The 25,326-nt window shown below is 71.6% G+C and carries 25 protein-coding genes; 5 read left to right on the top strand and 20 right to left on the bottom strand.

Features of this window, described 5'->3' with window-relative positions:
• Positions 1–45: 45 nt before the first annotated feature.
• Positions 46–1,101 carry an aminotransferase class V-fold PLP-dependent enzyme gene (locus HQQ79_RS07435; RefSeq protein ID WP_173033388.1) on the bottom strand — a complete coding sequence of 352 codons (1,056 nt, stop codon included), beginning with the start codon at positions 1,099–1,101 and terminating at the stop codon, positions 46–48.
• A 70-nt stretch (positions 1,102–1,171) separates the two neighbouring features.
• Here HQQ79_RS07435 and HQQ79_RS07430 point away from each other — a divergent pair, with 70 nt between their 5' ends.
• Entirely contained in the window at positions 1,172–2,119 is a 948-nt protein-coding gene (locus HQQ79_RS07430; protein ID WP_173033386.1) for a LysR family transcriptional regulator, read from the top strand.
• A gap of 59 nt (positions 2,120–2,178) precedes the next feature.
• Here the strand turns inward: HQQ79_RS07430 and HQQ79_RS07425 are convergent, their stop codons facing one another.
• The 15 genes from HQQ79_RS07425 to hrcA form a co-directional block, all read right to left on the bottom strand.
• Positions 2,179–2,976, bottom strand: coding sequence for an isoprenyl transferase (locus HQQ79_RS07425; RefSeq protein WP_071251399.1), 798 nt, complete (start codon positions 2,974–2,976; stop codon positions 2,179–2,181).
• On the bottom strand, positions 2,973–3,827 hold the full coding sequence (recO, locus tag HQQ79_RS07420; protein ID WP_027465318.1) for a DNA repair protein RecO: 855 nt from the start codon (positions 3,825–3,827) through the stop codon (positions 2,973–2,975). Before recO ends, HQQ79_RS07425 begins: the two co-directional genes overlap by 4 nt.
• Before the next feature lie 211 nt (positions 3,828–4,038).
• Positions 4,039–5,808, bottom strand: coding sequence for a 2-isopropylmalate synthase (gene leuA / locus HQQ79_RS07415; RefSeq protein WP_110860436.1), 1,770 nt, complete (start codon positions 5,806–5,808; stop codon positions 4,039–4,041).
• A gap of 442 nt (positions 5,809–6,250) precedes the next feature.
• On the bottom strand, positions 6,251–7,651 hold the full coding sequence (locus tag HQQ79_RS19125) for an FtsX-like permease family protein (protein WP_173033384.1): 1,401 nt from the start codon (positions 7,649–7,651) through the stop codon (positions 6,251–6,253).
• A complete protein-coding gene (locus HQQ79_RS07405) occupies positions 7,648–8,400 on the bottom strand; it encodes an ABC transporter ATP-binding protein (RefSeq protein ID WP_173033382.1) in 753 nt (250 codons plus the stop codon). The genes HQQ79_RS19125 and HQQ79_RS07405 overlap by 4 nt, the downstream gene beginning before the upstream one ends.
• 112 nt (positions 8,401–8,512) lie before the next feature.
• Positions 8,513–9,202 carry a response regulator transcription factor gene (locus tag HQQ79_RS07400; RefSeq protein ID WP_173033380.1) on the bottom strand — a complete coding sequence of 230 codons (690 nt, stop codon included), beginning with the start codon at positions 9,200–9,202 and terminating at the stop codon, positions 8,513–8,515.
• A complete protein-coding gene (locus HQQ79_RS19120) occupies positions 9,199–10,437 on the bottom strand; it encodes a histidine kinase (protein WP_216852339.1) in 1,239 nt (412 codons plus the stop codon). The genes HQQ79_RS07400 and HQQ79_RS19120 overlap by 4 nt, the downstream gene beginning before the upstream one ends.
• A 73-nt stretch (positions 10,438–10,510) precedes the next feature.
• Entirely contained in the window at positions 10,511–11,449 is a 939-nt protein-coding gene (gene era, locus HQQ79_RS07390) for a GTPase Era (RefSeq protein ID WP_027465313.1), read from the bottom strand.
• A complete protein-coding gene (locus tag HQQ79_RS07385) occupies positions 11,446–12,768 on the bottom strand; it encodes a hemolysin family protein (RefSeq protein ID WP_071248109.1) in 1,323 nt (440 codons plus the stop codon). The genes era and HQQ79_RS07385 overlap by 4 nt, the downstream gene beginning before the upstream one ends.
• A gap of 3 nt (positions 12,769–12,771) precedes the next feature.
• Complete coding sequence (gene ybeY, locus HQQ79_RS07380) at positions 12,772–13,233, bottom strand: rRNA maturation RNase YbeY (RefSeq protein WP_017886675.1); 462 nt, start codon at positions 13,231–13,233, stop codon at positions 12,772–12,774.
• Complete coding sequence (locus HQQ79_RS07375) at positions 13,230–14,291, bottom strand: PhoH family protein (protein WP_254066195.1); 1,062 nt, start codon at positions 14,289–14,291, stop codon at positions 13,230–13,232. Before HQQ79_RS07375 ends, ybeY begins: the two co-directional genes overlap by 4 nt.
• A 70-nt stretch (positions 14,292–14,361) precedes the next feature.
• Complete coding sequence (locus tag HQQ79_RS07370; RefSeq protein ID WP_027465310.1) at positions 14,362–14,715, bottom strand: histidine triad nucleotide-binding protein; 354 nt, start codon at positions 14,713–14,715, stop codon at positions 14,362–14,364.
• A gap of 38 nt (positions 14,716–14,753) precedes the next feature.
• Positions 14,754–15,491, bottom strand: coding sequence for a 16S rRNA (uracil(1498)-N(3))-methyltransferase (locus tag HQQ79_RS07365; protein ID WP_111236433.1), 738 nt, complete (start codon positions 15,489–15,491; stop codon positions 14,754–14,756).
• Complete coding sequence (dnaJ, locus tag HQQ79_RS07360) at positions 15,491–16,603, bottom strand: molecular chaperone DnaJ (RefSeq protein ID WP_017886671.1); 1,113 nt, start codon at positions 16,601–16,603, stop codon at positions 15,491–15,493. Before dnaJ ends, HQQ79_RS07365 begins: the two co-directional genes overlap by 1 nt.
• A 33-nt stretch (positions 16,604–16,636) precedes the next feature.
• Positions 16,637–17,656, bottom strand: a complete 1,020-nt coding sequence (hrcA, locus tag HQQ79_RS07355; protein ID WP_027465308.1) for a heat-inducible transcriptional repressor HrcA — start codon at positions 17,654–17,656, stop codon at positions 16,637–16,639.
• A 110-nt stretch (positions 17,657–17,766) separates the two neighbouring features.
• Between hrcA and HQQ79_RS07350 the strand changes: the two genes are divergently transcribed.
• Positions 17,767–18,240: a DUF4870 domain-containing protein gene (locus tag HQQ79_RS07350; RefSeq protein WP_083404419.1), complete on the top strand. Its 474-nt coding sequence runs from the start codon at positions 17,767–17,769 to the stop codon at positions 18,238–18,240.
• A 37-nt stretch (positions 18,241–18,277) separates the two neighbouring features.
• Here HQQ79_RS07350 and hemW read toward each other — a convergent pair whose 3' ends face one another.
• On the bottom strand, positions 18,278–19,531 hold the full coding sequence (gene hemW, locus HQQ79_RS07345; RefSeq protein ID WP_027465306.1) for a radical SAM family heme chaperone HemW: 1,254 nt from the start codon (positions 19,529–19,531) through the stop codon (positions 18,278–18,280).
• 28 nt (positions 19,532–19,559) lie between these two features.
• Here hemW and HQQ79_RS07340 point away from each other — a divergent pair, with 28 nt between their 5' ends.
• On the top strand, positions 19,560–20,252 hold the full coding sequence (locus HQQ79_RS07340; protein ID WP_173033376.1) for an HAD family hydrolase: 693 nt from the start codon (positions 19,560–19,562) through the stop codon (positions 20,250–20,252).
• Between the two features lie 69 nt (positions 20,253–20,321).
• On the opposite strand, the gene HQQ79_RS07335 is transcribed toward HQQ79_RS07340, so the two are convergent.
• Positions 20,322–20,969 carry a DUF1990 family protein gene (locus HQQ79_RS07335; protein WP_035808235.1) on the bottom strand — a complete coding sequence of 216 codons (648 nt, stop codon included), beginning with the start codon at positions 20,967–20,969 and terminating at the stop codon, positions 20,322–20,324.
• Between the two features lie 131 nt (positions 20,970–21,100).
• On the opposite strand from HQQ79_RS07335, the gene HQQ79_RS07330 reads away from it, so the two are divergent.
• The gene (locus HQQ79_RS07330; RefSeq protein WP_173033374.1) at positions 21,101–21,598 is read left to right on the top strand and encodes a hypothetical protein; all 498 of its coding nucleotides are present in this window, start codon (positions 21,101–21,103) and stop codon (positions 21,596–21,598) included.
• A 7-nt stretch (positions 21,599–21,605) separates the two neighbouring features.
• Here the strand turns inward: HQQ79_RS07330 and lepA are convergent, their stop codons facing one another.
• Positions 21,606–23,453 carry a translation elongation factor 4 gene (gene lepA, locus HQQ79_RS07325; RefSeq protein WP_173033372.1) on the bottom strand — a complete coding sequence of 616 codons (1,848 nt, stop codon included), beginning with the start codon at positions 23,451–23,453 and terminating at the stop codon, positions 21,606–21,608.
• A 147-nt stretch (positions 23,454–23,600) separates the two neighbouring features.
• Positions 23,601–24,767: a pyridoxal phosphate-dependent aminotransferase gene (locus HQQ79_RS07320; RefSeq protein ID WP_027465302.1), complete on the bottom strand. Its 1,167-nt coding sequence runs from the start codon at positions 24,765–24,767 to the stop codon at positions 23,601–23,603.
• 222 nt (positions 24,768–24,989) lie between these two features.
• On the opposite strand from HQQ79_RS07320, the gene rpsT reads away from it, so the two are divergent.
• Complete coding sequence (gene rpsT, locus HQQ79_RS07315; protein ID WP_017886662.1) at positions 24,990–25,250, top strand: 30S ribosomal protein S20; 261 nt, start codon at positions 24,990–24,992, stop codon at positions 25,248–25,250.
• The last annotated feature ends 76 nt before the right edge of the window (positions 25,251–25,326 follow it).

Raw genomic sequence — 25,326 nt, 5'->3', positions numbered from 1 at the left:
GGCGATCCTGGCCCGGGAGGCCCGCCCCGCGTCCGCCCTCCACGCTCACCCGCGCGACGTGCCCGGCCCCACCCCGCCGAGCGCGGCCACGACGTCGGTCACGTCGGACTCGTCGTTCCACAGGTGGAACGCGATGCGCAGTCGCCCGGCACGCCCCGAGGCGGTGACGCCCGCGGCGGTGAGGGCCCGGAGGGCCGCCCCGTCGGCGTCCGCGAACGTCACGATCGCCTGCCCGTCGCCCTGCCGAGACGACCCGAGGGCGTCGCACAGCCGATCCGCGAGACCGGTGGCGTGCCTCCAGACCGCCCGCTGGTCGAGCGCGACCGCGTGTTCGAGCGCGGCCACGGCACCGGGCCACGCCTGCCAGGCCGGCGAGACGTCGAAGCGACGCGCGTCGTCGGCCAGGTGCATGGCGGGGCCGTAGCAGGAGGACCAGACGTCCGCTCCCGCGTACCAGCCGGCCTGCACCGGGCGGAGCCGGCCGAGGGCGGTGTCGGAGAGCGTCATGAAGGCGACGCCGCGCGGAGCGCAGAGCCACTTGTAGGTGTGCGTGAGCGTCACGTCGAACGGTGCGGCGTCGACGGGCAGCACGCCGGCGGCCTGCGTGAGGTCGCAGAGGGTCAGGGCGCCGACGCGTCGGGCGGCGGCCACGACCGGGTCGGGGTCGGTGACCACGCCGGTCGCGGACTGCACCGCGGACCACGCGACCAAGGCGGTGTCGGGCCCGACGGACGCCGCGAGCCGCTCGAGCGGGACGCTCCGGACCCGGACGCCGCGGTGCGCCTGGGCGAGGAACGGGAAGACGACCGAGCTGAAGTCGCCGTCGGGGACGACCACCTCGGCGCCGTCCGGCAGCGCGTCGGCGACGACCGCGGCCATCACCGAGGTCTGCGATCCCGTCGCCACGCGCTCCACCGGGACGCCGACCAGCGCGGCGAAGAGCGCCCGTCCCTGCTCGACCAGCGCGCCGTACCGGGCGGGCGACGTCTCGGCCCGGGACCACGCGTCGAGGTCGGCGCGCTGGGCGGCGAGGGTGCCGCGGGTCGGCAGGCCCGCTGTGCACGCCGCAAGGTAGCCGCGGCCGGCGGGGAAGGAGTCCATGCGGACAGCGTCCTCGTTCCCGCCCCATCACACCAGAGCCGGTTCGTTGTGCCACCGATAACATCGGGTGATGGACGAGATCGATCCCCAGTTGCTCCGGGTCCTCCGCGCCGTGGCCGACGGCGGGTCGATCACCCGCGCTGCCGCCGCACTCGGGTCGAGCCAGCCGGCCGTCAGCCAGCTGCTGGCCCGGGCCGAGCAGCGTCTCGGCCACGCGCTGGTCCTGCGGGGCGGACGGGGCGCGACCCTCACGCACGCGGGGCAGGTGCTCGCCGACCATGCCCTGCACGTCCAGGCCGCGCTGACCGCGGCGCGCGAGGACCTCGACGCCGTCGGTGGACTCAGCCGTGGCCGGGTGCGACTCGCCGGGTTCCCGAGCGCGTCCTCCGCCCTCGTGCCCGCGGTGCTCGCCCGGCTCGCCGCGACGGCGCCCGGCGTGACGACCTCGTACGTCGAGGTCGAGCCACCCGAGGCACTCGACCTGCTGCGCGGCGGCGAGGTCGACGTCGCCCTGACCTTCACCTACGTCGGTGACGAGGTCGGGACCACCCCGGACGCGGGCCTCGTGACCCGGGCACTCGGTCGCGACCCGCTCGCGCTGGTGACGCCGGTCGAGCCAGGAGGCGCTGCGCGACTCCGCCCCGCCGGCTCCACCGTCGTGGACCTCGCGTCCCACCACGACGCCCGGTGGATCGGGGGCTGCCCGCGTTGCCGTGGGCACCTGCTCGCGTCGTGCGCGAGCGCGGGGTTCACGCCGGACATCGTGCTGGAGACGGACAACGCGGCCGCGGTGGTGGGGCTCGTCGCCGCCGGGCTCGGGGTGGCGCTGCTCCCCCGGCTGGCACTCGCGACGACGGTCATCCCCGCCGGTGTCGCGATCGACCCCGTGGACGACGAGCTCGCCCGGCGTGTCGAGGTCGTCGTCGCCCGTGGTGCCGACCGTGTGCCGAGCGTCCGTGCGGCGCTCGACGCGGTGCGCTCCGCCGCCCACCTGCTCGAGGGGCCGCTGCCGGGTTGAGGGGCCGGGCTCGGGGGCTCGGGCTCGGGCTCGGGCTCGGGCTTGGGCTTGGGCTCTGGCTAGGCCGTCGGGGTGTCGACCGCGCCGCCGTAGCGTCGGTCGCGGCTGGCGTACTCCTCGATCGCACCCCACAGGTCGGTGCGACGGAAGTCCGGCCAGAGCCGGTCGAGGAACACCATCTCGGCGTAGGCGGACTGCCACAGCAAGAAGTTGCTCGTGCGCTGTTCCCCCGAGCTCCGGAGGAACAGGTCGACGTCGGGCATCTCGGGCACGTACAGCCGCTTGGCGAGAGCCTTCTCGGTGACCTGGCTCGGCTTCAGGCGTCCGGCGGCGACGTCCTCGGCCATGCCCCGCACGGCGTCGACGATCTCGTTCCGGCCGCCGTAGTTCACGCACATCGTCAGCGTGAGGACGTCGTTGCCCGCCGTCATCCGCTCGGCGGTCTCGAGCTCGTCGATGACGCTCCGCCACAGCCGCGGGCGCCGGCCGGCCCACCGCACCTTGACGCCCCACTGGTGCAGCTGGTCACGGCGACGGCGGATGACGTCGCGGTTGAAGCCCATCAGGAACCGGACCTCTTCCGGGGAGCGCTTCCAGTTCTCCGTCGAGAACGCGTACGCCGACACGTGCCCGACGCCGATCTGGATCGCCCCGGCGACGACGTCGAGCAGCGAGGCCTCGCCCGCCTTGTGCCCCTCGATCCGCGTCAGGCCGCGGCCGTTCGCCCACCGGCCGTTGCCGTCCATGACGATGGCCACGTGCTCCGGCACGAACCGGGCCGGGATCGCCGGGGGCGTCTCGCCGGTCCAGTCGATCGGGCGGAACGGTTCGACGTCGTCGGGGCGGCGGGGGCTCATGCGGTGGGGGCTCCTTCGACAGCGGGATCAGGATCGGGCTCGGGTACGGCGGGTGCCGGGGTCGAGGCCACCGCGCGCGCCGTCGCCTCGGGTCCGCCGTGGGTCTGCGGCACCGGCATCGGGTGTTCGGAGCGGTCGACGTGCGGCAGGGACCGGAGCGATCGTTCCAGGTGCCACTGGGCGTAGGCCGCGACCACGCCGGAGGCCCGCGAACGCGTCCGCTCGTCGGTGGCGTCGACCGTCGCCCAGTCACCGGCGAGCAGGGAGCCGAGCACCCCGAGCGTCGCCGGGTCGAGCCGCGGGGTCCCCGGTGGTGCCGCACGGTCGGCGACGACACCGCCGAGCTGCACCACGAACGCCGAGTGCGGGCCGGGCTCCCCCGTCACCGCACAGTCGCTGAACGAGGGGGCCCACCCCGCGATGCTCATCGCACGGAGCAGGTACGAGTCGAGGGTCGCGCTGGACTGGTGCTCACCGCGCGACAACGAGCGGAGCGCCCCGACGAGCAACAGGTACTGCTGCAGCCCGGCGTCGGCCTCGCTCAGTCGGTCGGCGGTCTCGACCATGGCGCTGGCCGCGGTGTAGGCGCCGTAGTCGGCGACGATCTGGGCCCCGTACGCGCCGAGGGACTCCGCCTGGGTGACGATGTCGAGCGAACGGCCCTCGTAGAACTGGGCGTCGACGACCATGAACGGCTCGAGGCGGCTGCCGAACTTCGACGCGGTCCGCCGCACGCCCTTGGCCACGGCGCGGATCTTGCCGTGCTGCCGCGAGAGCATCGTGACGATGCGGTCGGCTTCACCGAGCTTGTGGGTGCGCAACACGACGCACTCGTCCCGGTACAGCGGCATGCCCCCAGTATCCCCCGCCCCGCCGACAGCCGCGTGCGGTGCGGGCGGGAGGCTCGGGGGTACCGAGTGGAATCGGGCATACCCGGTCGGAAGGAACGACCAGGTACGCCCGATTCGACCCGCAATCGCGCGTGACGGGGGAAAGACCGGGCACAGACGGGAGGCGCGCTGCGGGACGGACCCGCACCGCGCCTCCAGGGCTGGTTGCGTCTCAGGCCGAGACGAGCTCCGGTGCGCCGGCCGCGGCACCCGCGCGCACCGCGCGGTTCACCGCGGACACGATCGCCTTGAGCGACGCCGTCGAGATGTCGGCGTCGATGCCGACGCCCCACAAGCGCACCCCGTCGACGTCGAGCTCGACGTAGGACGCCGCCTTCGCGTCACCGGAGGCGCTCATCGTGTGCTCCGAGTAGTCGTACAGCGTGACCTGGACGCCCTGCTCGGCGAGCACCTTCAGGAACGCGTCGATGGGACCGGTGCCGACGGCCTCGGCCGTGACCGCGCCCTCGTCGACCCGGAGTGCCACGGACAGCGAGGTCGTGCCCTCGAAGTCGCTCGACGTCGCCGTCTTGGTGAGCTCGTACCGGCCCCACTTCTCGTCGTCGATCGACGCGGGCAGGTACTCGTCCTGGAACACGTCCCAGATGCGCTGCGACGAGAACTCGCCGCCCTCGGTGTCGGTGTGCCGCTGCACGACGCCGGAGAACTCGATCTGCAGCTTGCGGGGCAGGTCAAGGGCGTGGTCGGTCTTGAGCAGGTACGCCACACCGCCCTTGCCTGACTGCGAGTTGACGCGGATGACGGCCTCGTACGACCGGCCGATGTCCTTCGGGTCGACCGGCAGGTACGGCACCGCCCACTCGATCTCGTCGATGTCCTTGCCCGCGGCGGCGGCCTTGGCCTTCATCGCCTCGAAGCCCTTGTTGATGGCGTCCTGGTGCGAGCCGCTGAACGCCGTGTACACGAGGTCGCCCGCCCACGGCTGTCGCTCGGGCACCGGCAGCTGGTTGCAGTACTCGACGGTGCGCTTCACCTGGTCGATGTCGGCGAACGAGATCTCCGGGTCGATGCCCTGCGTGAACAGGTTCATCCCGAGGGCGACCAGGTCCACGTTGCCGGTGCGCTCACCGTTGCCGAACAGGCAGCCCTCGATGCGGTCGGCGCCTGCCATGTAGCCGAGCTCGGCGGCCGCGACCGCGGTGCCGCGGTCGTTGTGCGGGTGCAGCGACAGGATGACGTCCTCGCGGTGGGCGAGGCGGCGGGACATCCACTCGATCGAGTCGGCGTAGACGTTCGGCGTGGCCATCTCGACGGTGGCGGGCAGGTTGATGATGACCTTGCGCTCGGGCGTCGGCTCGAAGACCTCGAGGACGGCGTTGCAGATCTCCAGTGCGACCTCGAGTTCGGTGCCCGTGTAGGACTCCGGCGAGTACTCGTAGTAGATCGTCGTGTCGTGCTGCAGCGTCGCCTCGGCGGCCTTGCAGAGCTTCGCGCCGGTGACCGCGATGTCCACGACGCCCTGCACGTCGGTGCGGAAGACGACCTCGCGCTGCACGATGCTCGTCGAGTTGTACAGGTGGACGATGGCCTGCTTCGCGCCGTCGATCGCCTCGTAGGTGCGCTGGATGAGGTGCTCGCGCGCCTGGGTCAGCACCTGGATGGTGACGTCGTCGGGGATCGCGCCCTCGTCGATCAGCGACCGGACGAAGTCGAAGTCGGTCTGCGAGGCGCTCGGGAACCCGACCTCGATCTCCTTGTAGCCCATCCGGACGAGGAGGTCGAACATCGCCCGCTTGCGCTCGGCGTCCATCGGGTCGATGAGGGCCTGGTTGCCGTCACGCAGGTCGACGGCACACCAGCGCGGTGCCTTGTCGATGCGCTTCGTGGGCCAGGTGCGGTCCGGCAGGTCGACGCTGATCTGCTCGTGGAACGGGACGTACTTGTGGATCGGCATCCCGGAGGGCTGCTGGGTGTTCTGCATCGTTCTTCGCTTTCGTCGCGTGTTCGTGAGCTGTTGTGGTGCGGCCACGACGGACTCCGCGACGAGGTGGGCCGGAGTGTCAGGCCTCGTCGCGGCAGCGAAGGAGGAGGAGTGCCGAGTACATCGGGACCCACGGTAGCACCGGTGTACCAGGCTGGCGCAAGCGTGTGACGCGGGACCGCCCGGTGCTTCGGCAGGGCGTGCCGAGTGGGTGCCGGGGAGGTGCCGGGTGGTCGAGACCTGCCGCGCGCCGGTCGCCGAGCGGTCACGGTCTGTCGCCCCGGGCGGCGTCCAGACGACGGTTCGTGACACCTCGGCGGACGTGAGCGGCGTGGCGGAGCCGGGCAGGGCACGTCGGCGCGACCACACGACGAACGGGAGGCCCGGTGCCAGCTGGCACCGGGCCTCCCGTGTCGTCGCGTGGTGCGACCAGGGCGACGGGTCAGTCGACCGCGAGCGCCTCGGTCGGCGGGACACGCATGGCGCGCCGCACCGGGGCGATGGTGGCGACGACCGCCAGGACCAGCGCGCCGATCACCACGATGCCGATGGTCAGCGGCGGCAGCACCGGTGCCACGGGCGTCCCGAGCGAGCCGAGCAGCGTCTGCCCGCCGACCCAGCCGTACAGCGTGCCGAGTGCGAGCCCCGAGACGACGGCCGCGACGACCATCTGCACGGCCTCGGTCACGATCATCCGTCGAACCTGCGCGCCGGTCAGGCCGAGCACCCGCAGCAGCCCGAGTTCGCGTCGACGCTGGAGCACCCCGAGCGCCAGGGCGTTCACGACCCCGACGGCGGCGATCACGGCGGAGAACCCGACGATCACGCTGACGACGGCGTTGATCTGCACGAAGAGGTCCCGCTGCGCCTCGATCATCTCGGGGGTGGCGCTCCCCGCGCTCATGGCGCGCATCTCGGTCTCGAGCACGTGCTGCATGATGCCGAGCGCCACCGCGAAGGTGACGAGCAGGGTGACACCGATGACGAGCCCGATGGTCGCCCGCGAGGACCGACCCGGCGCCCGCATCGCGTTCCGTCCGGCGAGCAGGACGACGGGGTCGTGCGAGCCGATGCGGCCGATGAGCTGCAGCACGGGTGGCATCACGATCGTCGCCCCCACGGCGATCCCCGCGAAGGACACGAACCCGCCGAGCGCCGCCGGAAGGACCGCGACCGGGGACAGCGAGCTCACCGCGAGCCCGAGCAGCATCAGCACCGCGCCGCCGGCCATGAGCACGATCGCCCAGACCTTGCGGGCCGTACCGGACCGGACGTCGTCGTGGCTCGGCTCGACGGACGACGACAGGGCTTCGAGCGGTGTGACGGTGAGCACGCGGCGCGACCCGGCAGCGAAGGCACCCCAGGTGGCGAGGACGACGGCCACGACCGGCAGGACCAGCTCCCACGGCACGTACGTGTACTCGGCGTCGGGCAGGACCCCGTTGCCCCGCAGGACGACCACGAACAGGGCCGAGAGCGCGGTGCCCACAACGGCGCCGACGACCCCGCCGAGCACGCCGACGACCAGGCCGGTGCGGGTGATCCGCGCACGGAGGGTCGCACCGGTCGCACCGACGAGCCGCTGCAGCGCGATGATCCGGGTCTGCCCGGCGATCAGGGTGGCGCAGGTGTTCGCGGTGACGATCGCGCCGACGTAGAGCGCGATGCCGAGGAACAGCCACCCGACCACCGACAGGATCGCCTTGATCGGTCCGAGGTCGGCGACCCCGGCGGCTCGGAGCGCCTCGGTCACGATCCCCGGTGCGATGACCAGGGCGGAACCGAACGTGGTGCCGAGGGCGGCGACCAGGACGGTGGGGGCGAAGGATCGGATGCCGTTCACGCTGCTGCCTCCATCCCGAGCATCGTCGTGGAGATCGCGCCGGCGTCCATCGCGGGGCGGTCGGCGACGATCCGGCCGTCGGCCAGGAACAGGATCCGGTCGGCGTTCGCGGCCGCCACCGGGTCGTGCGTGACCATGACGACGCTCTGGCCCCATTCCTGGACGGCGCCGCGGAGGATCGCGAGCACGTCGCGCCCCGTGCGGGAGTCGAGCGCGCCGGTCGGTTCATCGGCGACGACCACCGCCGGCCGCGAAGCGAGCGCCCGTGCGATGGCGACGCGCTGCTGTTGCCCGCCGGAGAGCTGGTGCGGCCGGTGCGTCAGCCGGTTGCCGAGCCCGAGCATCTCGACCAGCCGGTCGATCCAGGCGGTCTCCTCGTGCGAGGGCTTGTGCCCGCCGAGCAGGAACGGCAGCCGGATGTTCTCGCTGACGTCGAGCGTCGGGAGGAGGTTGAACGACTGGAACACGAAGCCCAGCCGACGACGACGCAGCTCGGTGAGGTCCTTGTCGCCCAGGGCCGTGATGTCGACGCCGTCGATCTGGATCCGGCCGGCGGACACGGCATCGAGGCCGGCCGCGACGTGCATGAGGGTCGACTTGCCGGACCCGGACGGGCCCATCACCGCGGTGAACTCCCCCGCGCCGATGTCGACGCTGACGTCGTCGAGCGCGGTCACACGTCGGGCGTCGTCGCCGTAGTGCTTGGACACGTGGTCGAGGCGGATGATCGGGGCGTGGCTCGTGGTCATGCATCCACGATGGCGGTCAGGGGTCCCGTCCCGCGTCGCCCGCTCGGCTCCTGTGGATCGTCCGCTCGGCTCGGTTGCCTGTGGAGGGGTCATCCCCGCGGATGACCCGGCATCAGTCGGCCTTGGTGACGAGCCCGTGTTCGTGGGCGAAGACCACGAGGCGCACCCGGTCCCGGAGCTCGAGCTTCGTCAGGACCCGCGAGATGTGCGTCTTCACGGTCGCCTCGCTGACGTACTCGTGCTGGGCGATCTCGCCGTTGCTGAACCCCCGGGCGGCCAGGTCGAAGATCTCGCGCTCACGCGGCGTGAGGTCGGCGAACGCCGCGGGGACGGCGGCAGCGCGTCCGACCGAGTCGTCGTACCGCCGCAGGAGCTCCCGCGTGGCCGACGCGGCGAACACCGCGGTGCCGGCGTGCACGGTCCGGACCGCCGCGAGCAGGAACTCGGGGTCGGCGTCCTTGAGCACGAAGCCGCTCGCACCGGCGCGGATGGCCTTGGCGGCGGCCTCGTCGAAGTCGAACGTGGTCAGCACGAGCACCTTCGCACCGTCGGTGCCGGACTGCTCGACGATGTGGCCGGTCGCCGTGATGCCGTCCATCACGGGCATCCGGACGTCCATCAGCACCACGTCGGGACGGGTCCGTCGGACGAGTTCGACCCCCTCGGCACCGTCGCCCGCCTCGCCGACGAACCGCAGGTCGGGCTGTGAGTCGACGAGCATCCGGATGCCGGTGCGGAACAGCGCCTGGTCGTCGACGAGGGCAACACGGATCGAGTGCTCGTCGGTCGGGATCGTGGTCATCGGGCGGTGCGCTCCTGCTCGGTCGGGGTGATCCGGCCGCGGGGCATCTGCCCGCTGGCCGGGACGGTCGGCATCCGGACGGCGACCGCGAAGTCGTCCCCTCGGGCCCCGGCGGTCATGGTGCCGCCGGTCATCACGGCGCGCTCGCGCATGCCGACCAGGCCGTGGCCCGTCCCGGGGCCGCGGACCCCGTCGTCCGCGCGTCGGTTCACGACGGCGATCTCGACCGTGTCCGGCCGGTAGGTCAGGGCGGCACGCACCGGGCTGCCGGGCTCTCCGTGCTTGTACGCGTTCGTCAGGCTCTCCTGCACGATCCGGTAGACGGCGAGCTGCGTGGTGGTGGGCAGCCCGGCGGGGTCGCCCTCGCGTTCCACCCGCACGTCGAGCCCGAGCTGCCGCATCTCGTCGACGAGCCGGTCGATGTCGTCGATCTCGGGCGTCGGCGCGGTCCCCTGCTCGTGCCGGAGCGCGCCGAGGAGCTCGCGCACGTCGCCGAGGGCTCGGCGGGCCGTGGCCGAGATGGTGCTGAGGGCCTGGTCGGCCACCGCGGGGTCGGCCTTCAGGGCGTACCGGGCACCGTCGGACTGCGCGATGACGACCGCGAGCGAGTGCGCGACGATGTCGTGCATGTCGCGGGCGATCCGCACGCGCTCCTGCTCGACCGCGACAGCCCGATCGGCCCGCGCGGCGTCACGCTCGGCAAGCAGCTGGGCCTCGCGACTCATGCTCGCCGAGCGACGGGTCCGGACCACGAGTCCGGCGAGCCACGGGAGCAGCAGCAGGAGCAGGACGACGGCGAAGAACGACAGGGTGACCTGCAGCGACTCCGGCACCGACTTCGAGGTGGTCTCGTAGGTGAGGCGGTTCTGGTAGTCGTCGAAGCCCATGTACGCCGCCGCCGCCACGGACCCGAGGATCGCCGACACGAGCCCGGCCAGCCGCACACGGCGGCTGCCGTAGGCACTCGTCGTGTACATGACGCCGGCGATGAAGGCGTTCGAGACGTCCGGCACCTGCAGGGTGGCCATCTCGAAGACCGCGAACACCCACGCCACGGCCAGGGCGAGCCCGGGTGACAGACGCCGGATGGCCAGGGCGCCGGTCATCCCGACGACGGTGACCACGGACAGCGGCCCGTCGAGCCCGCGCCCGCTGGCGACCAGCACGAGGCCGCCGAGCAGCACGGCGATCAGCAGGTCGGTGATGACCTGCGCGCGCAGCATGGGACGGAACACCCGTCCACGGTACGGCGGGTCGCTCGTCCCCGCGTCCCTCGCCCGGATGACCCGGGGTGCGAGCGGCCGACGGTCAGAAGCCGAGGCGTCCGAGCTGCTTCGGGTCACGCTGCCACTCCTTGGCCACCTTCACGCGGATGTTCAGGTAGACGTGCCGGCCGCCGAGCAGCGACTCGATCTCGACGCGGGCCCGGGAACCGACGTCCTTCAGGCGCTCGCCCTTGTGTCCGATGACGATCGCCTTCTGGCTGTCCCGCTCGACGAACAGGTTCGCGAAGATGCGCAGGGGGCCGTCGGCGTCGTCGTCCGCGTCGGGCTCGACGATGTCCTCGATGACCACGGCGAGCGAGTGCGGTAGCTCGTCACGGACACCCTCGAGCGCAGCCTCACGGATGAGCTCGCCGATTCGCTCCTCGTCGGTCTCCTCGGTCACCGCGCTCGAGTCGTACAGCTGCGGCGACTCGGGGAGCAGGGCGGTGATCACGCCGAGCAGGTCTTCGAGCTGCATGCCCCTGGTGCCCGAGGTCGGCACCACGGCGTCCCAGTCGCGGAGCTTCGAGACGGCCAGCAGCTGCTCACCGACGCGGTCCTTCGAGGTGCTGTCGATCTTCGTGACGATCGCGATCTTCTTGGCGCGCGGGTACTGGTCGAGCGTGTCGTTGATGAACCGGTCGCCGGGACCGACGGGCTCGTTCGCCGGCACGCAGAACCCGATCACGTCGACGTCGCCGAGCGTGGACTGCACGAGGTCGTTGAGCCGCTCGCCGAGCAGGGTGCGCGGACGGTGCACGCCCGGGGTGTCGACGATGATCACCTGGCCGTCGGGCCGGTGCACGATCCCGCGGATGGCGCGCCTGGTGGTCTGCGGCTTCGACGAGGTGATGGCGACCTTCTCGCCCACCAGGGCGTTGGTCAGCGTCGACTTGCCGACGTTCGGACGGCCGACGAACGAGACGAAGCCCGCGCGGTAGGGCTTCTCCGAGCCGGCCTGGGTGGTGTCGGGGTCGGTCATGCGTGCGTGGTTCCCGTCGTGGTGGGTTCGGCGTCGTCGAAGGCGTCCTCGACGTCGGCCAGGGCGTGGGTGCGTTCGGCGAGCACGGTGATGAGGTGGCGGCGCTTGCCCTCCACCCGGTCGGCGGTCAGGACGACCCCGGACACGGTGACGGTGTCGCCGGAGACGGCGAGGTGTCCGAGCTCCTTGGTGAGCAGGCCACCGGCGGTGTCGACGTCGTCGTCGTCGAGCTCGATGCCGAACAGGTCGCCGAGCTCGTCGATCGGCAGTCGAGCGGAGATCCGCCAGATGCCCGGTTCGACCTCGGTCCGGTCGACGACGGCGCGGTCGTACTCGTCGGAGATGTCGCCGACGAGCTCTTCGATCAGGTCCTCCATGGTCACCAGCCCGGCGACACCGCCGTACTCGTCGACCACCAGCACCAGGTGGTTCTTGGCGACCTGCATGTGCCGCAGGGTGTCGTCGGCGTGCTTCGACTCCGGCACGAACTCGGCGGGCCGCAGCAGCCGGCTGACCCGCTCGCTGCGGGACGCCGGCCGTTCGTACAGCCACCGCGCGACGTCGCGCAGGTAGAGCACCCCCCGCACGTCGTCGCTGTCCTTACCCGTCACCGGCATCCGGGACACCCCGGCCGCCAGGAACTGCTCCATGGCCGCGGCCAGCGTCTCCGCACCGTCGACGGTGAGCATGTCCGTGCGGGGCACCATGACCTCGCGCACCAGGGTGTCGCTGAACTCGAACACCGAGTGGATGAGCTCGCGGTCCTCGTCCTCGAGCACGTTGCTCTCGGTGGCCTCGTCGACGAGCGAGAGCAGCTGCTCCTCGCTCGACACGGTGGAGGCGCTCCGGCCGCGGCCAGGGGTGACGCGGTCGCCGATCCGCACGAGCAGCCCGGCCAGCGGACCGAGCACGATGCGGACACCACGGACGATGCCGCCGGTCGCACCGATCAGCCGCTCGGCGTGGGCGCGTCCGACGCTGCGCGGACTCGACCCGACCAGCACGAACGACACCGCGGTCATGATCGCGGCGGAGACGACGAGTGCGATCCACCAGCTGTCGAAGGCGCGTACGAGGGCGATCGTGACGAGCACCGCAGCCGCGGTCTCGGCGAGGACCCGGAAGAAGTTCAGCGCGTTGACGTGCGCCCCGACGTCGTCGGCGATCGCCTCGATGGCGCGGCGGCGCTTGTTGCCCCTGGCGATCTCCTCGAGGTCGGCACGGGAGACCACCGAGAGTGCGGCGTCGCTCGCGGCGAGGAGCCCGCCGAGCACGACGAGCCCCAGCGCCACCGCGAGGAGTCCGGCGACGACGACCACCGGCTACCGCCCTCGGTGCTGGGCGGCGAAGGCGGTCAGGATCTCGCCCTGGATGCCGAACATCTCGGCCTTCTCGTCGGGCTCGGCGTGGTCGAAGCCGAGCAGGTGCAGGATGCCGTGGCAGGTGAGCAGCAGCATCTCGTCGGTGCTCGAGTGCCCGGCGGTCTTCGCCTGCTCCTCGGCCACCTGCGGGCAGAGCACGATGTCGCCCAGCAGCCCGGCCGGCGTGGGGTCGTCCTCGGTGCCGGGGCGCAGTTCGTCCATCGGGAAGCTCAGGACGTCCGTCGGTCCGGGCTCGTCCATCCACCGGACGTGCAGCTGCTCCATCGCACCCTCGTCGACCAGCACGATCGCGAGCTCGGCATCGGCGTGGACGTGCATCGCGTCCAGGGCGAACGCGGCGAGCCGCTGGATCGCGGCCTCGTCCACCTCGACGCCGGACTCGTTGTTGAGCTCGATGCTCACCGGGTGCCTCCTCGGGCGTCGTTCTGGGGGTACGGGGGTCGTGCGCGGTCCTGCGGCGGTCGCCCACGGCGTTCGGCGCGGTTCGCTCCGTCGGGGTTGCCGACCGGGGCGGTGCCGCGGCCACCGGGGCGCTGCCCGGCCTGCTCGGCGAGGCGCTCCTCGTCGTAGACCGTGTACGCGTCGACGATCCGGCCGACGAGGGTGTGGCGGACCACGTCCTCGCTGCCGAGACGGGCGAAGTGGATGTCCTCGACCTGGTCGAGGATGCGCGTCACGAGCCGGAGACCGGAGACGTTGCCCGGCAGGTCGACCTGGGTGATGTCACCCGTGATGACCATCTTCGAACCGAACCCGAGCCGGGTCAGGAACATCTTCATCTGCTCGGGCGTGGTGTTCTGCGCCTCGTCGAGCACCACGAAGGAGTCGTTGAGGGTCCGGCCACGCATGTACGCCAGCGGGGCGACCTCGACGGTGCCGGCCGCCAGGAGCTTCGGGACCAGTTCCGGGTCCATCATCTCGTTGAGGGCGTCGTACAGCGGGCGCAGGTACGGGTCGATCTTGTCGGTGAGCGTGCCCGGCAGGAAGCCGAGCCGCTCGCCGGCCTCGACCGCGGGACGGGTGAGGATGATCCGGTTGACCTCGCGCCGCTGCAGCGCCTGCACGGCCTTGGCCATCGCCAGGTACGTCTTGCCGGTACCGGCCGGACCGATGCCGAACGTGATGGTGTGCTCGTCGATGGCGTCGACGTAGGCGCGCTGCCCGTCCGTCTTCGGGCGGACGGACTTGCCGCGGCTCGACACGATCGGGGTGCCGAAGGTGTCGGACGGCTTGCGGTCGTCGTCGAGGATGCGTGCGGACATCGGGATGTCGGACGGGCCGATCTCCTGCCCGCGCCTGACCATGCCGACGAGCTCGTCGACGAGCGCCTTCGCGCGTGCGACATCGCGCTCGGGCCCGGTCAGCGTGACCTCGTTGCCACGGACGACGACCCGGACGCCCGAGTACTGGCGCTCGACGGTCTTGAGCAGACGGTCCTGGGGACCGAGCAGCTGCACCATGGCGATGCCGTCGACCTGGAGCGAGACCGAGACGGACTCGTCGTCGGCGGCGGTGGGCTGTACTGGTTCGTTAACCGGCAAGGGTGCCTTCCTGCAGTTCACCTGCGAGTACGTGCGCGTGCACGTGGAACACGGTCTGACCGGCGGCTTCGCCGGTGTTGAAGACGAGTCGGAACTGGCCGTCGGCGCGCTCGTCGGCGATGCGCTGCGCGGTGGCGACGACGTGGGCCAGCAGGTCGGGGTCGCCCGCTGCGAGTTCGCCGACGTTGGCGTACTGCTCGGTCTTGGGGACGACGAGCACGTGGACGGGAGCCTTCGGGGCGATGTCCTCGATCGCGATCACACGGTCGTCCTCGGCGACGATGGTCGCCGGGATCTCGCGCGCGATGATCTTGGAGAAGACGCTGGGCGTGCTGCTGCTCATGGGTCCATCGTAGGACGCGCCCGACGGCGTGGTCCGGCTCACCAGCGACCCAGTCGCGCCTGCAGGACAGCGAGTGCCGCCGGTCCGGCGGTGGACGTGCGGAGCACGCTGTCGCCGAGTCGGACCCGCACGGCGCCCGCGGCCTCGAGCCGGTCGAGCTCCGCGCCGTCGATGCCTCCTTCGGGGCCGACGACGAGGGCGATGTCCTCGGCGTCCGTCGGGGGCTCCCAGGTGGCGAGCCGCACGGTCGCGGTCGGGTCGAGCAGGACGAGGGTGGTCCCGTCCCCGAGCGCGGACACGAGCTGTCCGGTCGTCACCAGCGGCGCGACGACGGGCACCCGCGGACGGATCGCCTGCTTCGCGGCTTCGTGCGCGATCGCGGCCCATCGGGCACGGCCCTTCTCGACCTTCGCGCCGTCCCACCGGGAGACGCTGCGCGCGGCCGACCACGGCACCACCCGGTCGACGCCGATCTCGGTCGCCGCCTGCACGGCCATCTCGTCGCGACCGCCCTTGGCCAGGGCCTGCACGAGTGTCAGCGACGGGCGCGGTGCGTCCTGGTGCTCGACGGTCTCGACCGCGAGCTCCAGCGTGTCCTTGCCGAGTGCCGTCACCGGACCGGAGACCACGGTGCCCCGGCCGTCGGCGATCCGCAGGACCTCGCCGACCCGGACGCGCGCGACGGAGACCGCGTGCCGGCCCTCGGCGCCGTCGAGCGACACCGGGTCACCGACGGCGACGCCGTCCAGCGAGTCGACGAGGTACAGCGACGCCATCAGTGGTTGAAGAACCGGTCGCGGAGCTTGCCGAACATGCCCTGCTGGAACCGGGCGAGCTGCGGCGCGGTGGTCTTGTGCGACTTCGCGAGCTGCTCGACCAGCTGCCGTTCCTTGTGGGACAGCTTGGTCGGCGTGACGACCTGCACGCCGACCCGCAGGTCACCGCGGCCGTTCCCGCGCAGCTTCGTGATGCCGCGGTCCTTGATGACGAGGACGTCGGCACTCTGCACACCGGGACGGATCTCGAGCTCGACCGGACCGTCGAGGCCGTCGATCGTGGTGGTCGTGCCGAGGACGGCGTCGGTCATGCCGACCTCGAGCGTCGCGAGCAGGTCGTCGCCGTCGCGGCTGAAGACGTCGTCGTGGCGCACGCGGATCTCGAGGTACAGGTCGCCGGACGGGCCGCCGGCCGGACCGACCTCGCCCTGGCCGGGCATCTGCAGGCGGAGTCCGGAGTCGACGCCGGCGGGGACGTCCACCGGCACGGTGCGACGCGCGCGGACGCGGCCCTGACCCTGGCAGGTCGGGCAGGGGCTCGGGATGACGGTGCCGTACCCGCGGCACGTGCCGCACGGGGCGCTCGTCACCACGTTGCCCAGGAGCGAACGGACCTGGCGCTGGATGTGCCCGGAGCCGCCGCAGATGTCGCACGTGCGCGGGCTGGTGCCCGGTGCGCAGCAGGAGCCGTGGCAGGTCTCGCACAGCACCGCCGTGTCGACCTCGACGTCCTTGTGGGTGCCGAAGACGACCTCGTCGAGGTCGACCTCGATGCGGAGCAGGGCGTCCTGGCCGCGCTCGGCACGGCTGCGCGGGCCCGACCCGCGGCCGCCGCCACCGCCGCCGCCGAAGAAGGCGTCGAAGATGTCGCTGAAGCCACCGGCGCCACCACCGAAGGGGCTGTCGGCCTGCGGCCCGGCGTCGTACCGGCGCCGCTGCTCGGGGTCGCTCAGCACGTCGTACGCGTGCGTCACGTCCTTGAAGCGCTCGGCGGCGTCGGGTGCCGGGTTCACGTCCGGGTGGAGCTCACGCGCCAGGCGGCGGTAGGCCTTCTTGATGTCGGCATCGGAGGCGTCTCGCTGGACGCCGAGGACGTCGTAGTGGTCTGCCACGTATCCCTCAGTCGGTTGGGTTCGGTCGGTTGGTCAGTGTTCGCCCAGGAGCTTGGACAGGTAGCGGGCGACGGCGCGGACGGCCGCCATGTTCGTGCCGTAGTCCATGCGGGTCGGTCCGAGGACGCCCAGGCGGGCCACCTCGCCACCGGCCAGGTAGCCGCCGGCGACGATGCTCGTGGCGTCGAGCCCGTACTCGGCGTTCTCGACGCCGATGCTGGCCGCCACCGCGATGTCGTCCACCTGCATCTCCCCGAACAACCGGAGCAGGGTGACTTGTTCCTCGATCGCTTCGAGCACCGGGAAGAGCCCGCCGGAGAAGTCCTGCTCGCTCTTCGCCAGGTTGGCCGCACCGGCCATCAGCAGGCGGTCCTGCCGGTTCGCCGCGACCTGCTCGATGAGCGTGGCGACGACGACCCCGCCGAGCGTCTGGGCGTCGGGGCGGAGCTGCTGCGGCACGGCTCGGAGCGCGGTCGGGACGTCCTGCAGCAGGAGCCCCACCGTCGCGCCGTTCACCACGGTGCGGAGTTCACCCAGCGAGTCTTCGTCGAGCGGGACGTCGGTCTCGACCACGCGCTGTTCGACACGGGCCGTGTCGGTGATGAGCACCACCATCAACCGGGCGTCACCGAGCCGGACGAGCTCGACGTGCTGCACCCGGGCGCGCACCATCGAGGGGTACTGCACCAGGGCGACCTGGTTGGTGAGCTGGCTGAGCAGCCGGACGGTGCGCCCGAGGACCTCGTCGAGGTCGTTCGGGGCGCCGAGGAAGGTCTCGATGGCGTGGCGCTGCGCGCTGGAGAGCGGACGGGCACCCGCCAGGTGGTCCACGAATACGCGGTACCCCTTGTCGGTCGGCACCCGGCCGGACGAGGTGTGCGGCGCGGCGATCAGCTGCTCGTCCTCGAGCAGGGCCATGTCGTTGCGGATCGTCGCGGCGCTGACCCCGAAGGCGTGCCGCTCGACGATGGTCTTCGACCCGACGGGTTCACGCGACGCCACGTAGTCGCGCACGATGGCCTTGAGGACCTCGAGGCTGCGTTCACTGACCACGAGCGCCTCCTTTCCCGATCGACCTGGCACTCGGACGTGTCGACTGCTGATCCTACGCCCGACCGCTGACGGCCCGGGACTTCCGGGCGGTCGGCCGATACGCTTCCGCCATGACCTACGGACAGCAGCCCGACGGCCCCGGACCCGAGCAGCCCGGCGGCCAGTACGGCCACGGCCCCGGTGGCCCCCAGCAGCCCGGCGGACCGCAGTACCCCGGCGGACCGCAGTACCCCGCCGGCTACACCCCGCCCCGGCCGATGAGCCCGGAGGACCAGCGCCTGTGGGCCACGCTGACGCACATCGGCGGCATCTTCTTCAACTTCATCGCACCGTTGGTCGCTTACCTGGTCCTCCGCGACCGCGGCGGCTTCGTCCGCGAGCACACCCGCGTCGCGCTCAATTTTCACATCACGATGGGCATCGCCTACGTGGTCGGTTCGCTCACGTCGGTGTTCGGCGTCGGGGTCCTGATCGTGCTGGCAGCGGGCATCGTGTCGCTGATCTTCAGCATCATGGCCGCGATCGCCGCGAACCAGGGCCAGTTCTACCGCTACCCGCTCTCGATCGAGTTCATCAAGCAGTAAGCGGCAAGCACTGCGCAGCGGGCAGTGCGCCGGCCCCTCAGTCGAGCAGCTCCCGCACCACCGCGTCGGCGAGCAGGCGACCCTGCAGGGTCAGGTCGATCCGTCCCCGCACCGCGGCCGACCCGTCCACGAGTCCGCGTGCGATGAGGCCGGCGACCCGGCCACGGGCCTCCTGGCGGATCTCGCTCGTCGCGAGCTCCCCGCGGACCCGCGCCGCCAGCAGCAGGCGCTCGACGTACCGCGTCTCGTCGTCGATGGTCTCGCGGCCGGCGGCCGGGGACTCCCCCGACAGCACCCGGTTCGCGTACGCGGCCGGGTGCTTGACGTTCCACCAGCGCGTGCCGGCGACGGCGGAGTGTGCGCCGGGGCCGACGCCCCACCAGTCGTGGCCCTTCCAGTAGGAGAGGTTGTGGCGACTCGCGTGCGCGTCGCCGCGCGCCCAGTTCGACACCTCGTACCAGGAGTAGCCGGCGTCGCCGAGCACCTGGTCGGCGAGCTCGTACATGTCGGCGGCCAGGTCGTCATCGGGGGCTGGGAGCTCGCCGCGGGCGACCATGCGGCCCATCGCGGTGCCGTCCTCGACGATGAGCGAGTACGCCGACACGTGGTCGGGCTCGCAGGCGATCGCGGCGTCGAGCGAGGTCCGCCAGTCGGCGAGGGACTCACCCGGCGTCGAGTAGATGAGGTCGAGCGAGACGTCGAGGCCCTGCTGCTTGGCGAGGTCGACGACGACGGGGACCCGGAGCGGGTCGTGCGTGCGGTCGAGCGTGGCGAGCACGTGCGGCACGGCGGACTGCATGCCGTAGCTGATCCGGTTGAAGCCGCCGGCCCGCAGCGTCTCGAGCGACGCCGCGTCGACGGAGTCCGGGTTCGCCTCGGTGGTGACCTCTGCCCCGGGCAGGATGCCCCAGGTGTCGTCGATCGCACGGAGGATCATCGCCAGGTCGGACGCCGGGAGCATGGTCGGGGTGCCGCCGCCGAAGAAGACGGTCGACACCGGCCGCCGGGGCACACCGGAACGGTCGAGCACGGTCGCGGCCCACTCGATCTCGCGCACGGCGTGCCCGGCGTAGTCGTCGCGACGGACGCCGCGGAGTTCCGACGCCGTGTAGGTGTTGAAGTCGCAGTAGCCGCAGCGCACGCGGCAGAACGGCACGTGCACGTACACGCCGAACGGCACGTCACCGGCGGTGGGACCAGCCCCCGGCCCGGCAGCGGAGCCCGCCGCCGCCCACGGGGTGATCAGGCCGTCCGCTGGTGCTGGATCGGCGATCGGGAGAGCACTCGGCATGGGCTCCATTCTCCGTCATGATGGAGCCATGGAGCACCATCCCGTCCCCACCACGGTCCTGTGGGACATCGACGGCACCCTCGTGATGAACGCGTCGTCCCCGGGCAACCTCTACCACCTCGCCCTCGAGCGGGCGGTGGGCCGCGACCTCACCCTGCGGGTCGGGCACCAGCACGGCCGGACCGACGCCGGGCTCATCGCCGAGCACGTGCACGCCCACGCGTTCGAGGACACCCTGATCCCCACGGTCAGCCGGCACCTGCACGACCTGACCGCCGAACGGCACGCCTCCGGCGACCACCGCAGCAGCGTCCCCGGGGCGAAGGCGCTCCTGACCCGCTTCGCCGAACTCGGGTGGCGCAACGGCCTGCTCACCGGCAACTCCGAGTACCGCGCCCGGGTGAAGCTCACCGGCGCCGGGTTCGACGCCGACGTCTTCGACTGGGAGCACTCGTACTTCGGCGACACCGAGGTCGAGCGGGCCGGGGTCACCCTGCGCGCCGCCGCCGAGCTGGTCGGCACCCGGGCGGTCATCGTCGGCGACACCCCGCGCGACGGTGAGGCCGCGGACGCCGCGGGCATCCCCTTCCTGGCCGTGGCGACGGGTGTCTACGACGTGGACGCGCTGCGGCACACGAACGCCGTGACGGTCGCACGCGACTGCCAGCAGGACGCCGCCCTCATCGAGGATGCGATCGCCGCACTCCCGCCGCTCCGCTGAGGAGCAGGAGCGAGCGGGGTCGCGAGACCGCGGGCGCGACCGCGAGACCGCGAGACCGCGACCAGACGCCTAGTCTCCCCGCAGCGCCGCCAGGTACTTCTCCGCCATGACCTTCTGCTGCCGCCGCACGAACGGCGCGACGAAGCGCCACTTCCTGCTCGCCGGCTGCGAGAACTGCCGGACCTGCAGCCACACCGAGCCGTCCGGGGTGCGCTCGACGACGAACGACTCCTCGCCGGAGAGCGGGTGCCCCTCGAGCGTGCCGTAGGCGAACCCCTTGCGGTCGTGCTCGTCGATGATCGACACGACGCGCACCGGTGCCAGCACGGTCTGCCCGAACGCGTGGATCGTCAGCGTCGCGCTGGTGCCCGCAGTCAGCAGCGGGGTGCCGTCGGGTGCGAACTTCTCGACCCGGGGCGTGCCGATGGACGCCGGGGCGATCGGCACACCGTCGTCGTCGAAGGTGACCGGGTTGTACCGGACCTCGTCGTCGTCGGGCTGCTCCTCGACGCGCACACGGACACCACTGCGCTCCTGGATCTGCCACGTGAGCGCCTGCACCACGGCGGTCTCGAACCGCTGGTCGCCGTGTCCGATCCGCGCGCGCGACTCGGCCGGCGTGAAGCCGTCCGGCGGGTAGGTCATGAGGTCCGACGCCTGGGTCGCCCCCACCGCGCCGTACGTCAGGGCGGTCCGGTAGCTCCCGCGGATGCTCATGCCGCCATGTTACTTGGGCGGGCCGCCCCGGATCGAACCGATCCACGCTCACCTCCGTCGGATCGGCCCGCCCGCCGTGCACCCCGAACTGGAGGCCCGACAACCGCCCGCCCCGGGGCTATCGTCAGCAGGTGCCCCGCCCCACCCCCGTCCGTCCGGGGTCCGTCGACCGCCGGACCGCCGTCCTCGCCGCGCTCGCGATCGTCGCGTTCGGCGTGGCGGCGGCCGCCCGGGTGCTGGTGGACGTGACCACGTCGGCCGCGGCGTCACCCGCCCGGTACGCCACCGTCGCGCTCGCTCCCGAGGCGTGGAACGGCTTCGACACCGCGAACGTCATCGCCGCCGTCGGGGCGAGCTGCGCCGGCGCCGGGGTGCTGCTGTTCGGTGCAGCACTGGTGTCGGCGGTGCGGCGTCAGCGCGGCCGTCGGCTGCCGCTGGTCCTCGCGGTCGTGACGCTCGCGATGGTCGTCGGCGCCGTGGTCGCCGGGGTGGCCTCCGGCGAGCAGACCGACTTCGACGCGGCTGCCCACTGGGCCATCCTGCGGACCGCACTGGCGGGACTGGCCGCTGCGAGCCTCCCGGCCCTCTGCCTGGCCGCCCTGCGGGCGCGCGCCCGCCGGACCGGCTGACCCGGCGCTACTTCTTCTTCTCTTCGACGTCGCCAGAGAGCGCCGCGATGAAGGCCTCCTGCGGGACCTCGACCCGACCGATGGTCTTCATGCGCTTCTTGCCCTCCTTCTGCTTCTCGAGGAGCTTGCGCTTGCGGGTGATGTCACCGCCGTAGCACTTCGCCAGGACGTCCTTGCGCATCGCGCGGATGCTCTCGCGGGCGATGATGCGGGCGCCGATGGCAGCCTGGATCGGCACCTCGAACTGCTGGCGCGGGATGAGCTTGCGCAGCCGCTCGGTCATGAGCGTGCCGTAGGCGTACGCATTGTCACGGTGCACGATCGCACTGAAGGCGTCGACCTGGTCGCCCTGCAGCAGGATGTCGACCTTGACGAGGTCGGCGGCCTGGTCGCCGGTCGGTTCGTAGTCGAGCGACGCGTAGCCCTGGGTCTTGCTCTTCAGCTGGTCGAAGAAGTCGAAGACGATCTCGCCGAGGGGCATCTCGTAGCGGATCTCGACGCGGTCCTCGCCGAGGTACTCCATGCCGAGCAGGGAGCCGCGGCGCTGCTGGCAGAGCTCCATGATCGCGCCGACGTAGTCCTTCGGGGCCAGGATCGCGGCGCGGACCATCGGCTCGCGGACCTCGACGATGCGCCCGGTCGGGAACTCCGAGGGGTTCGTGACCTCGGTCACGGCGTTGTCCTCGGTCGTGACCTCGTAGATCACGCTCGGGGCCGTGGTGATGAGGTCGAGCCCGAACTCGCGGGACAGCCGCTCGGTGATGATCTCGAGGTGCAGCAGCCCGAGGAACCCGCAGCGGAACCCGAAGCCGAGCGCCACCGAGGTCTCCGGCTCGTAGACCAGTGCGGCGTCGGAGAGCTTGAGCTTGTCGAGCGCTTCGCGGAGCACCGGGTAGTCGCTGCCGTCGATCGGGTACAGGCCCGAGAACACCATCGGCTTCGGGTCCGTGTAGCCGGGCAGCGCCTGGGTCGCGGGCTTCTGCGCGCTCGTGACGGTGTCGCCGACCTTGGACTGGCGGACGTCCTTCACACCGGTGATCAGGTAGCCGACCTCACCGACGGACAGCCCCTTCGTGGGCTTCGGCTCCGGGCTCGAGACCCCGATCTCCAGGATCTCGTGCGTCGACTTGGTCGACATCATCTGGACCTTCTCGCGGGGCGAGATGGTGCCGTCGATCATGCGGACGTAGGTGACGACGCCGCGGTAGCTGTCGTAGACCGAGTCGAAGATCATCGCGCGGGGCGCTGCCTCGGCGTCGCCGACGGGGGCCGGCACGCGACGGACGACCAGGTCGAGGAGCTCCGGCACCCCGACGCCGGTCTTGCCGGACACCCGGAGGACGTCCTCGGGCTTGCCACCGATGAGCTGCGCGAGCTCGGCCGCGTACTTGTCCGGTTCGGCCGCCGGGAGGTCGATCTTGTTGAGGACCGGGATGATCTCGAGGTCGTTCTCGAGCGCCAGGTACAGGTTCGCGAGCGTCTGCGCCTCGATGCCCTGGGCGGCGTCGACGAGCAGGATCGCGCCCTCGCACGCGGCCAGGGAGCGCGAGACCTCGTACGAGAAGTCGACGTGCCCGGGGGTGTCGATCATGTTCAGCGCGAAGGTCTCACCGTCGAGTTCCCACGGCATGCGCACGGCCTGCGACTTGATCGTGATGCCGCGCTCGCGCTCGATGTCCATGCGGTCGAGGTACTGCGCACGCATCGCGCGGTCCTCGACGATGCCGGTGATCGACAGCATGCGGTCGGCCAGCGTCGACTTGCCGTGGTCGATGTGCGCGATGATGCAGAAGTTGCGGATCGCGTCGGCCGGGGTCGCTGCGGGCTCCAGCGGAGCGGATGCTTGTGGGCTCACGGTTCCTCAGGTGGGTCGGACGGTCGCAACAGTCTCCCACGCTTCACCCGCCCTGGAGGCACGGCGCGCGTTCGCCACGTGCGTGACGGACGCGGGGCGCGCCTCCGAAGCGGTGATGCGGTCGACGAGGCGGGCGTCGGCCGCCGGTCAGACGGTCGCGTGCGCCGGAGCCGGCAGGGCACCGAGGCCGCGCCGCAGGTCGTCCGCGGTGGCTGCGAGGCACACGCGGATCCACCCCTCGCCGGTGCGTCCGAAGGCACTGCCCGGCGCGACGGCGACCCGCTCACGCTGCAGGAACCCCAGCGCCCACTCGGCGATGTCCCCGTCGGACGCGTGCGACATGTCGATCCACAGGTAGAACGCCCCGCGTGGGTCGAGGTACCGGATGCCGGCGGCGTCGAGCGTCTCCTTCGCGACCTCGAGGTTCGCGCGGTAGTGCTCCCGAGCGTCGCGCACCGCGGAGTGGTCCCCCACGATCGCCGCGAGGGCCGCGTACTGGTCGGGTTCGGCGACGCAGCTGATCATGGCCTCCTGCGTGGTCCGCATCGTCGCGCCGAGTCCCTTCGGCGTGACGAGGTAGCCCACGCGGACACCGGTCATCGCGTACGTCTTGCTCAGCGAGAACGCCGAGAACACGCGGTCGTCCTCGTCGAGCGCCGCCAGGCTGACGTGCCGGGTGCCGTAGGTGAAGTACTCGTAGACCTCGTCGCTGATCACCCAGAGGTCGTGCCGCTTCGCGAAGGCCAGGAGCGCACGCAGGGTCTCCTCGCCGAAGACCGAGCCGAGCGGGTTCGACGGCGAGTTGACGATGAGCACCCGGGTGCGTTCGGTGACGCTCGCCTCGAGGGCCTGCAGATCGGGTTCGAAACCGTGCTGCGGCTCCAGCCGGTACGGCACCGGGGTCGCCCCGATGATGTGGGCGTTCATCGTGAAGGTCGTGTAGCCGGGGTCCGGCACGAGCACCTCGTCGCCCGGGCTCAGCGTCAGCGTCATCGCCTGGAAGAGCGCCTGCGTCGCACCGATCGTCATCCAGATCTGCTCGAGGTCGGCCTCGATCCGGTTCTCACGGCGGAGCTTGTCGCGGACGGCTTCGCGGAGCGGCGCGATCCCGCCGTTCGGCGTGTACCCGGTGCGGTCCTCGGTCCAGGCGCGACGGGCCGCCTCGCCGATGTGCGGCGCCACCGGGACGTCCGGCTCGCCGATCACGAGCATCGTGACGTCGGTACCGCTCGACTGCAGCAGGGCCGCCTGCTCGAAGACCCTCCGGATGCCGGAGGCGGGCACGGTGTCGATGCGCGGTGCGAGGGAGGGCATGTCCGTCACGGTATCCGGTGCGTGTTGCCGTGGGGTTTCGCCGCGGTCGACCGCGGGCTTCCGCCGATCCGGCGGTGTTTCGTGCTTTGGTGGCAGCCCGCTTGCCTGGTAGTGTTGGTGGCTGGCTTCCGCGTTCCCCGCCCACGGGTGGAACGCGATGCGACCAAGGGCCCCTCTACCCTGCGGTCGCGCCCACCCGTACGAGACGAGCAGGAGCAATTCATGGCGAACATCAAGTCGCAGATCAAGCGCATCAAGACCAACCTCAAGGCCACCGAGCGCAACAAGGCGTACAAGTCGGAGCTCAAGACGCACATCCGTCGTGCCAACGACGCCGTCGCCGCCGGTGACAAGGACAAGGCCGTTGCCGCCCTGGCCCTCGCGTCGAAGAAGCTCGACAAGGCCGTGAGCAAGGGTGTCATCCACAAGAACCAGGCCGCGAACCGCAAGTCGGCCATCGCGAAGAAGGTCTCGTCGCTCTGACGTCCTGACCCTTCTGGTCCGAAGGCCCCGCACCGTTGGTGCGGGGCCTTCGTCGTGTGTGGCACGTGCGGCGTGC

Origin of the sequence: Curtobacterium sp. VKM Ac-2852 (genome assembly GCF_013205045.1) — a bacterium.
GTDB lineage: Bacteria > Actinomycetota > Actinomycetes > Actinomycetales > Microbacteriaceae > Curtobacterium > Curtobacterium flaccumfaciens.
The sequence above is the reverse complement of the archived record's forward strand: the minus strand, read 5'-3'. Positions and strand labels throughout refer to the sequence as shown.

Coding starts and splice junctions, on each gene's coding strand:
- HQQ79_RS07435 (WP_173033388.1), bottom strand. CDS start 1,101: ATGGACTCCTTCCCCGCCGGCCGCGGCTACCTTGCGGCGTGCACAGCG.
- HQQ79_RS07430 (WP_173033386.1), top strand. CDS start 1,172: ATGGACGAGATCGATCCCCAGTTGCTCCGGGTCCTCCGCGCCGTGGCC.
- HQQ79_RS07425 (WP_071251399.1), bottom strand. CDS start 2,976: ATGAGCCCCCGCCGCCCCGACGACGTCGAACCGTTCCGCCCGATCGAC.
- recO (WP_027465318.1), bottom strand. CDS start 3,827: ATGCCGCTGTACCGGGACGAGTGCGTCGTGTTGCGCACCCACAAGCTC.
- leuA (WP_110860436.1), bottom strand. CDS start 5,808: ATGCAGAACACCCAGCAGCCCTCCGGGATGCCGATCCACAAGTACGTC.
- HQQ79_RS07405 (WP_173033382.1), bottom strand. CDS start 8,400: ATGACCACGAGCCACGCCCCGATCATCCGCCTCGACCACGTGTCCAAG.
- HQQ79_RS07400 (WP_173033380.1), bottom strand. CDS start 9,202: ATGACCACGATCCCGACCGACGAGCACTCGATCCGTGTTGCCCTCGTC.
- era (WP_027465313.1), bottom strand. CDS start 11,449: ATGACCGACCCCGACACCACCCAGGCCGGCTCGGAGAAGCCCTACCGC.
- HQQ79_RS07375 (WP_254066195.1), bottom strand. CDS start 14,291: ATGGTGCAGCTGCTCGGTCCCCAGGACCGTCTGCTCAAGACCGTCGAG.
- HQQ79_RS07370 (WP_027465310.1), bottom strand. CDS start 14,715: ATGAGCAGCAGCACGCCCAGCGTCTTCTCCAAGATCATCGCGCGCGAG.
- HQQ79_RS07365 (WP_111236433.1), bottom strand. CDS start 15,491: ATGGCGTCGCTGTACCTCGTCGACTCGCTGGACGGCGTCGCCGTCGGT.
- HQQ79_RS07350 (WP_083404419.1), top strand. CDS start 17,767: ATGACCTACGGACAGCAGCCCGACGGCCCCGGACCCGAGCAGCCCGGC.
- hemW (WP_027465306.1), bottom strand. CDS start 19,531: ATGCCGAGTGCTCTCCCGATCGCCGATCCAGCACCAGCGGACGGCCTG.
- HQQ79_RS07340 (WP_173033376.1), top strand. CDS start 19,560: ATGGAGCACCATCCCGTCCCCACCACGGTCCTGTGGGACATCGACGGC.
- HQQ79_RS07335 (WP_035808235.1), bottom strand. CDS start 20,969: ATGAGCATCCGCGGGAGCTACCGGACCGCCCTGACGTACGGCGCGGTG.
- HQQ79_RS07320 (WP_027465302.1), bottom strand. CDS start 24,767: ATGCCCTCCCTCGCACCGCGCATCGACACCGTGCCCGCCTCCGGCATC.
- rpsT (WP_017886662.1), top strand. CDS start 24,990: ATGGCGAACATCAAGTCGCAGATCAAGCGCATCAAGACCAACCTCAAG.